At 34.2% G+C, this 7,015-nt stretch carries 8 protein-coding genes and 1 pseudogene; 5 read left to right on the forward strand and 4 right to left on the reverse strand.

What is annotated here, in order from left to right:
• Nucleotides 1–57 precede the first annotated feature (57 nt).
• Nucleotides 58–1,041: a RepB family plasmid replication initiator protein gene (locus FTV31_RS15040; protein WP_151710986.1), complete on the forward strand. Its 984-nt coding sequence runs from the start codon at nucleotides 58–60 to the stop codon at nucleotides 1,039–1,041.
• Between the two features lie 13 nt (nucleotides 1,042–1,054).
• Here FTV31_RS15040 and FTV31_RS15045 read toward each other — a convergent pair whose 3' ends face one another.
• Nucleotides 1,055–1,591, reverse strand: a complete 537-nt coding sequence (locus tag FTV31_RS15045) for a hypothetical protein (RefSeq protein WP_253135668.1) — start codon at nucleotides 1,589–1,591, stop codon at nucleotides 1,055–1,057.
• Nucleotides 1,591–1,881, reverse strand: a complete 291-nt coding sequence (locus tag FTV31_RS15050) for a mobilization protein (RefSeq protein WP_180015599.1) — start codon at nucleotides 1,879–1,881, stop codon at nucleotides 1,591–1,593. The genes FTV31_RS15045 and FTV31_RS15050 overlap by 1 nt, the downstream gene beginning before the upstream one ends.
• Before the next feature lie 213 nt (nucleotides 1,882–2,094).
• On the opposite strand from FTV31_RS15050, the gene mobQ reads away from it, so the two are divergent.
• The 3 genes from mobQ to FTV31_RS15065 all read left to right on the forward strand — a co-directional run bounded on the left by mobQ (nucleotide 2,095) and on the right by FTV31_RS15065 (nucleotide 4,618).
• On the forward strand, nucleotides 2,095–3,048 hold the full coding sequence (mobQ, locus tag FTV31_RS15055; protein ID WP_179991710.1) for a MobQ family relaxase: 954 nt from the start codon (nucleotides 2,095–2,097) through the stop codon (nucleotides 3,046–3,048).
• Nucleotides 3,045–3,542: a hypothetical protein gene (locus FTV31_RS15060; protein ID WP_179991709.1), complete on the forward strand. Its 498-nt coding sequence runs from the start codon at nucleotides 3,045–3,047 to the stop codon at nucleotides 3,540–3,542. The genes mobQ and FTV31_RS15060 overlap by 4 nt, the downstream gene beginning before the upstream one ends.
• A 593-nt stretch (nucleotides 3,543–4,135) precedes the next feature.
• Complete coding sequence (locus FTV31_RS15065) at nucleotides 4,136–4,618, forward strand: BLUF domain-containing protein (protein ID WP_179995733.1); 483 nt, start codon at nucleotides 4,136–4,138, stop codon at nucleotides 4,616–4,618.
• A 298-nt stretch (nucleotides 4,619–4,916) separates the two neighbouring features.
• On the opposite strand, the gene FTV31_RS15070 is transcribed toward FTV31_RS15065, so the two are convergent.
• A complete protein-coding gene (locus FTV31_RS15070; RefSeq protein ID WP_179991713.1) occupies nucleotides 4,917–5,225 on the reverse strand; it encodes a hypothetical protein in 309 nt (102 codons plus the stop codon).
• A gap of 701 nt (nucleotides 5,226–5,926) precedes the next feature.
• On the opposite strand from FTV31_RS15070, the gene FTV31_RS15075 reads away from it, so the two are divergent.
• Nucleotides 5,927–6,850 carry a RepB family plasmid replication initiator protein gene (locus FTV31_RS15075; protein ID WP_179991712.1) on the forward strand — a complete coding sequence of 308 codons (924 nt, stop codon included), beginning with the start codon at nucleotides 5,927–5,929 and terminating at the stop codon, nucleotides 6,848–6,850.
• Here the strand turns inward: FTV31_RS15075 and FTV31_RS17400 are convergent.
• Nucleotides 6,840–7,015 (reverse strand): annotated as a pseudogene (locus FTV31_RS17400) (mobilization protein); the annotation flags it as partial. The gene FTV31_RS15075 and the pseudogene FTV31_RS17400 overlap by 11 nt on opposite strands.

Raw genomic sequence — 7,015 nt, forward strand, 5'->3', positions numbered from 1 at the left:
GACGCATAACTATGAGGCGATATATTATTCTCATAATTAATAATAAGGAATACAAAAATGAGTAAGCTCTTAGTAGTCAAAGCAAATAATATTATTGAAGCTAGTTATCAACTGTCTTTGAATGAACAGCGCTTAATTTTGGCGGCTATAGCCTGTATACCCAAAGGCGAAGAAGTGACAGATAACACAGGTTATTGCGTCACAAGGGAATCATTTATTGAGTTAGGTGTTAACCCAAAAACAGCAAGCAGAGAAATTAGAGAAGCATGTGATCGACTTTTTAATAGAGTTATTACAATAACAACTGAAGCAGGGACATTTAAAACTCGATGGGTTCAAGACATCATGAAATACAATAGTGATTGGGCTTTGGCTAATCCTGAATTTATCCAAGAGGTGACAGGGAGCGATCCTTATGCAGAAGATTATATTTTGGCGGCAATAAGGTTTAGTAAGTCTGTATTACCCTTTATTAGTAACTTATCATCTAACTTCACACAATATTTTCTTCAAGACATAGCAGGAGTAAGTAGTGGGTATAGCGTTCGATTTTATGAATTAATGATGCAATTCAAGAGTACAGGTTATCGAAAAATAAGGCTTGATGACTTGCGCAATATGCTTGATCTGAATAATAAGTATCCATTAACGGCAGACTTAAAAAGATGGGTAATAGATACCGCAATTGATGAACTTAATGAAAAATCTCCCATTACAATCAAATATAAACTGTTAAAAACAGGGCGTAAGTTCACACACATAGAATTAAAATTTAAGCAAAAATTGTCACCTAAAAAAATAGAATCTCAGCGAGATCAAAAAACTATAGATATGTTCAGCAACTTATCTGACAGTCAAATTAAGACCTACAGTTCAGTATTATCTAAGGTTCATAGCATCTCTGACTTAGCCGACAATAAAGATTACCCAGCCTTTTCAATATGGATTGCCAATATTTTACGTGACCCTACATCCGTCCGAGAGGAAACCGCAAAGCGGATTTTTAAAGCATTGCGGACTGAAACAGACTTCAAAGACTAAGATTTTATATACATTACGTCATAGGGAATGCTGAGTACAGTTTACGGCAAGTCGGATATTTAGCTTGAATTTTATGTAAATAATATGCCTGATCTTTTTCAAGAAAGCCGTTCAATAAACCACTCTTATCAGTATAGAAACAACGTCCTTTTGCTCTATCCCATGCTAAAAAAGGAGTGGATGGCTTACTTATTGATATAACATCATTATTACAGTGAAGTAGTGCCAGTGAACTTACCTGATAATTTCTTGCTTGGTTACCATCTGGCGGATATGCTAAACCAATTATCAAATTTCCTTTTTTTATATTCTTAATTTTAAAATCGCCATTCCATTCATTTGGGCTAGAATATCTAAACCAAGCTATTAATGGGCGAAAAATAAAATTATGGTTAGAAAATTGAAATTTAGTCTGATTTTTATCTGATTCAAATGATTGAACCCTTGCTATAAATACCTCATTTGGTGAGTGTGGCATACATGCACTAAGATTTTGCGAACCCATGATTGTCGCTAAAATTCCACCCCATAAAATTAGTGTTTTTTGCATTATTTAGATATCTCAATATTTGGTAAGTCAAAAAGCTGTCTATCCCGATCTTCTGTTAAATACTCGTTGAGTTCAGCGAGTATTTTTTCTTTGTTGGCTTCATTACTTTGCATCTTTTTAATTAAATAAGAACCAAGCAAAATTTTACGTCGAGTATCATCCTTTCTCTGCTGTTCTTTTTGCTTTGATTTTTCTCTCGCTTCAATAGCCTGTTTACGAGCTTTTAGCTGTTTCAACTTTTCTAACTGGGCTTCGATTTTCTTTTCGAGATTTTCAGCAGCTTTTGTCATGATTCAGATTTCGGGATATAGAAAACCACTCAAGCATAAGGCCCTATGAATTGAAATTCAAGCGGGCTATATGCTATCGTGTTTTTCATGAAATGCGCACTTACGACTTGGATTTCATCCAAGTCAAAGTTTGCGTAAGGGGATACCCCTTAACCCCAAAAAACTGCTACGCAATTTTTAAAAGCAAAAGCAAAACCACCACAAGGCTAAGGCATGGCAATTTATCACTGTACTACTAAGACCGTTAACCGAAGTTCGGGACGAACTGCAGTTGCATCTATGGCTTACCGTGCAGGAGAAAAATTGAAAGATGAACGGACAGGGTTAACCCATGACTTCACAAGAAAAGAAGGTGTGGTTTATACAGAGATTCTTTCTAACTTGGATACTGAATTAGACCGAAGCCAAGTTTGGAATCTGGCAGAAAAATCTGAGAATCGAAAAGATGCCCGAACCGCACGTGAATGGGTTATCGCTTTACCTGATGAACTGGACGAAGAACAGCGAAAAGAATTGGCTAAAGAGTTTGCCCAATCATTAGTAGACCGTTATGGGGTGATTGCAGATTTAGCCATCCATGCACCCAGCAAAGGAGGGGATGATAAAAACCATCATGCGCATATCTTGCTGACTACACGTAAGGCTGAACTGGATCAAGATCATAATCTGGTGCTAAAGGATAAGACTGATATTGAGTTAAGCAATGCCAAGAGAAAAAGCCTGGGCATGGGAACAAGCCAGGAAGAAATTAAACAGATCCGAGCCACCTGGGCAAACTTAGCCAATCATGCCCTCGAACATGCAGGGTATCGGGAAAGAATCGACCACCGTAGTTATGCCGATCAAGGCAAGGATCTACAAGCTACCATCCATGAGGGTAGTAAAGTTACCCAGATGCGCAGAAAAGGCATAGATACTGAAATTAGCCGTTTTAACGATACGATCAAACAGCAAAACAGCCAACAGCTCCAAAACAAACAACAGCACAAGGAAAAGACCTTAGAACAAGGGTTCAACCATGTTGAGCAAGGTTTCAAACAATGGAAGAAAGATCGGGAAGCACAACGTCTGGAACAAGAGCAAAGACAAAGATTGAAATTGGAACAAGAGCAAAAGATGAAACAGACACAGCGTATTAAATATGAAAGAAGTGGCCCATCGCTATGAGCAACCAAAACGACTTAGACGATCAACTATATATTTTACTGGCCTCCATGAAGGAATATAGAGAGGCCATAGCAGACGATAACAAGCGATTAGAGGTATTTTACAACCAAATCGCTAACGGAGTACTCAATAAGGCTGAAAAATCGCTAGAAAACGCAAATAAGAAACATACAGCTGCATTAAACAATAGTATTCAAGAATTAAACGAAGCTACAAAAAGGCTCAACTTAAAATTTATCATTATTTTTGCCAGCACGTTTGTCGCTGTGATGATGGTATTCATCTTGGCAATATTCTTGTACGTGCCAAGCAAAGATGAAATTAATGAACGTAGAACTGATATGGCTGTACTTAAAAAATATCCACTACAAATTAGAGAAAGTGATGGTGAAACACTAGTCAGAATCATGACGAAAAATTGCTATTCATTTCAGCCAAATAGTGTCAAAGAAAAGACCTATGACTGGTGCCAGATCGACCCTAAAAGATATTAGTTGATCGGTACTTTGCTTGGTTTTTCTCATAGCTAATCAGATTATAGCAAGCGCAAAGTTGCCCGACTTTGAAATATGGCTAAAGCCATATTTCAAAGCATCGAGCTAAATTTTGGTTTCTTATGTCATATCTATTTGCAATGGGAAAAGGCATGCTAAAACATTAAAAGAAGGAATAAATAATGAGAAAGCATTTGATTTTCCTATTTTTTATAATGATGCTTTTTATTTTAGCTATAGTTATTAAGATCGAAAATGATCAGAAAAAAGAGCAACAGTTAAGTAAATTGAAGCTAATTGAAAAGAAAATTAATTAAGTAAAAACTGAGTTATACTTTTTTGATAACGATAATAACTAAGCCCAGAAGACACCTAATCCCAGCACTACACCTGCTGGGATTTTTTTTCTTATGCTTAATTACTTACTTTCCGATATAGATTATGAATGTATGTATTTTACCAATAGGTAAAGTGCAAGGATATAAGATAAAAGAAAGGATGCTTTAAGAAAGCAGTCTAAAAATTACTAATTTTATATAATAATTTTTTTTATTATATATACTTAACTATTTATATCTTAAGACGAATTACCAATGACCGCTATACGATTATTATATGTAAGTAAGTTCAGGTCTAAAATTTATTCTAAGAGTGAACTTTATGAAATTTTAACCGAAGCATTAAAGTTTAATGGAGCAAATCAGATCTATGGGGCTCTTTACTATGGAAATGATTACTTTGTTCAATGTTTAGAGGGGCAAGAAGATAAAGTAAAGCATCTTTTTCATGACAAAATCTTAAAAGATCCGCGTCATGAAAATTGTGAAGTTCTTTATCTTGAGAAGATCAGTACATATCTCTTTTCTAATTGGTATATGAAATATGCCAATATTGATCAGGATATAGTTAAGTTTTTCTCTAAAAATCATAATGATATTTTTAATCCATACTTATTAAATAGCTCTACAATCCCACCTCTTATAGAGTTATTAAGTCAGCATGCAGATAATTTTTCTATATTAAAAAGTAAAGCTTTAATTACTTCGAATCCAATTTGGATTAAAAAATTAGCATAATAGACCTTATACGAAATACAACTGTTTTTCCCTTCAAGATCATTATATTAGAGATTGCTGCCTTGAATCATAGAGCAACAGGGCGGCAACTCCTCTATTTATCATGTTCCAAGTTTGATATTTGATCGTTGTTCCACGGTACTGATTAAATATTTTAATAAAAAACTCATTCTAGTAAGAGCCGAGCAAGTGCCTACGAGCGATCACCTGGTATCAAAATTCATGCGTTTTTCTCTCTGATTACAAAGTCTGTTTTTTAAAGCAAAAAAAGGAAGGGATAACCCTTCCTTTTTTCTATTTAACTGGCTTGTCGATATTCAAACCTTCTTAAAAAATCTTGAATTGCCTGTTCTTTCAACAATTCACTAATTAATAAAGATGGTATGAAGTACACTTTTACTCGCACACGTTTTTTCAGTTTTGAATCTTCAGATAAATAGTGATCTTCAATATTCCATCCATCACTACGTAATTCGCTAATACGACACGCAGAGTAACTAGAATCAATAGACGACCACATATCTTTGTTTTTAACAGGCACCCTATTTAATAAGCGGTGCAAGATATGTGCTTTATGTGTATCTACTGCCGGTAAAACTGGAATCATGATGATTCCTCCATTGTAAAAAATGGAGGTTAATCAGCCTTATCTGTTCGCTAACTTGAACAAATTGTTTATCAATGATAGAATCGTTTATGCATTTTAAACGTAAATCATTAATTCTTATGGCTTTTTTAACCTCCTTTGGTTTGATTTGTTAGCTATTTGATATTAAAGATTTCAAAAAAGGTACTTGTTGACGCAAGTGCCTTTTTTTTGCTTTATTTTCAAACAGTTCAAACTCTAACATAGGAATACATAAAAATATAGTCCCTATGCTCACAGTTTCGCGTATTTCGAACGTTTACATGTAAACATATGGTTGTATACCTATTTTCTTTTAATCGGCCGTAAACAGCCTTACACGAAGAATTAGAATTAATTATAAAAAATTATTTTCAATTGTATTAAATAAAAAATCCTTTTTTATCTTTTTAATAAGCTTTTAAAAGCTTTTAGACCCCCTTCAAACCCTTTATTCATAAGGCTTTCAAACTTTAAAAAACTACAAATGGAGGATATTAAGCTACAAATGGAGGACTAAATCAGTTTTTAAAACTACAAATGGAGGAATTTAAAACTACAAATGGAGGACATTAAGCTACATTATTTTTATTGTAGTTTTGTTAAAAAGCTACAAAAATAATAGCTAAAAAAACAGCAGCTTGGTATTTTGCAAATTACATTGCTCAGTATGTAGTTTTCAAATGGAAGATAAAAAAACCTATCCACCTTCATGGGTGGTCATACAAAATAATATTCAAGAATGCTTTAAAAGCATGTCTATCGATGAAAAGCGTTTATTGGTTTTAGCAAGTCCTATCGCTAGAGTTACCAACGCTACCGAAAAAGACCCCATTACTATTACTGCTGAAAACTTTGCTAAAGAGTGCAATATAAAAACCCACTCTGCATATAAGTCGATGGAGGAAGCTAGTAAGCATATGCTGCGTAGGTACTTTACCTATACAGATGAAAAGGGGAAAAAAGTTTCTTGTTCTTGGGTAATCCGAGCAAAATACGACAATGGAGCAATATCAATTTGCTTTCCTGAGGAAGTTCTTTTAATGCTAAAAGAATTTGATAAGCTCAACCCTTACACCAAATATAAAAAAGAAGTGGTACTCAGACTTAAAAAAGATTATTCCTTTGACCTGTATCATCTTGCCAAGAAATATCAGGGTCTAGGTAAATTTGAATTAAGTTTAGATCGTATAAAAACAGAGTTAGGATTGCCTAAGTCTTATGATCGAATGTCTAATTTAAAAACCCGTGTTTTAGAGCCTTCTTTAGAAGAAATTAACTCTCAAACAGATTTAAATCTAACTTATGAAAATATAAAAGAGGGTAGAACTGTTGTGGGGTTTAGATTCAAAGTTAAAGAAAAATTTGAAAAGCCAAAAATCAACTCAAGTCGAGATATGAATACCGTCGATATGTTTTTCAAAATGACTGATGGGCAAATTAATATGTTTGGAAATCAGCTTGCCAAATTACCGGGCCTATCACATTTAGCTGTTGGTAATGAGAGTTATGAGGCTTTAGCTAGTCGAATTAAAGACATGCTGATAGACCCTGAAAAACAAAAAGAGTTTATTCCACATTTAAGAAGTTTAGGTTTTAAAGGTTAAATAATTTTCTGTCTCGATCTTCTATTAAATACTCGTTGAGTTCAGCGAGTATTTTTTCTCTATTGGCTTCATTGTCATTCATTTTTTTAATCAAATAAGAACCGAGCAAAATTTTGCGTCGAGTATCGTCCTTTCTCTCCTGCTCTTTTTGCTTTGATTTTTCTC

Origin of the sequence: Acinetobacter sp. YH16031, from assembly GCF_013417335.1 — a bacterium.
Taxonomy (GTDB): Bacteria; Pseudomonadota; Gammaproteobacteria; order Pseudomonadales; family Moraxellaceae; genus Acinetobacter.

Bases quoted from the DNA above. Each gene is read 5' to 3' on its own strand.
- FTV31_RS15040 (WP_151710986.1), top strand. From the start codon at position 58: ATGAGTAAGCTCTTAGTAGTCAAAGCAAATAATATTATTGAAGCTAGT.
- FTV31_RS15045 (WP_253135668.1), bottom strand. From the start codon at position 1,591: ATGCAAAAAACACTAATTTTATGGGGTGGAATTTTAGCGACAATCATG.
- FTV31_RS15050 (WP_180015599.1), bottom strand. From the start codon at position 1,881: ATGACAAAAGCTGCTGAAAATCTCGAAAAGAAAATCGAAGCCCAGTTA.
- mobQ (WP_179991710.1), top strand. From the start codon at position 2,095: ATGGCAATTTATCACTGTACTACTAAGACCGTTAACCGAAGTTCGGGA.
- FTV31_RS15060 (WP_179991709.1), top strand. From the start codon at position 3,045: ATGAGCAACCAAAACGACTTAGACGATCAACTATATATTTTACTGGCC.
- FTV31_RS15065 (WP_179995733.1), top strand. From the start codon at position 4,136: ATGACCGCTATACGATTATTATATGTAAGTAAGTTCAGGTCTAAAATT.
- FTV31_RS15070 (WP_179991713.1), bottom strand. From the start codon at position 5,225: ATGATTCCAGTTTTACCGGCAGTAGATACACATAAAGCACATATCTTG.
- FTV31_RS15075 (WP_179991712.1), top strand. From the start codon at position 5,927: ATGGAAGATAAAAAAACCTATCCACCTTCATGGGTGGTCATACAAAAT.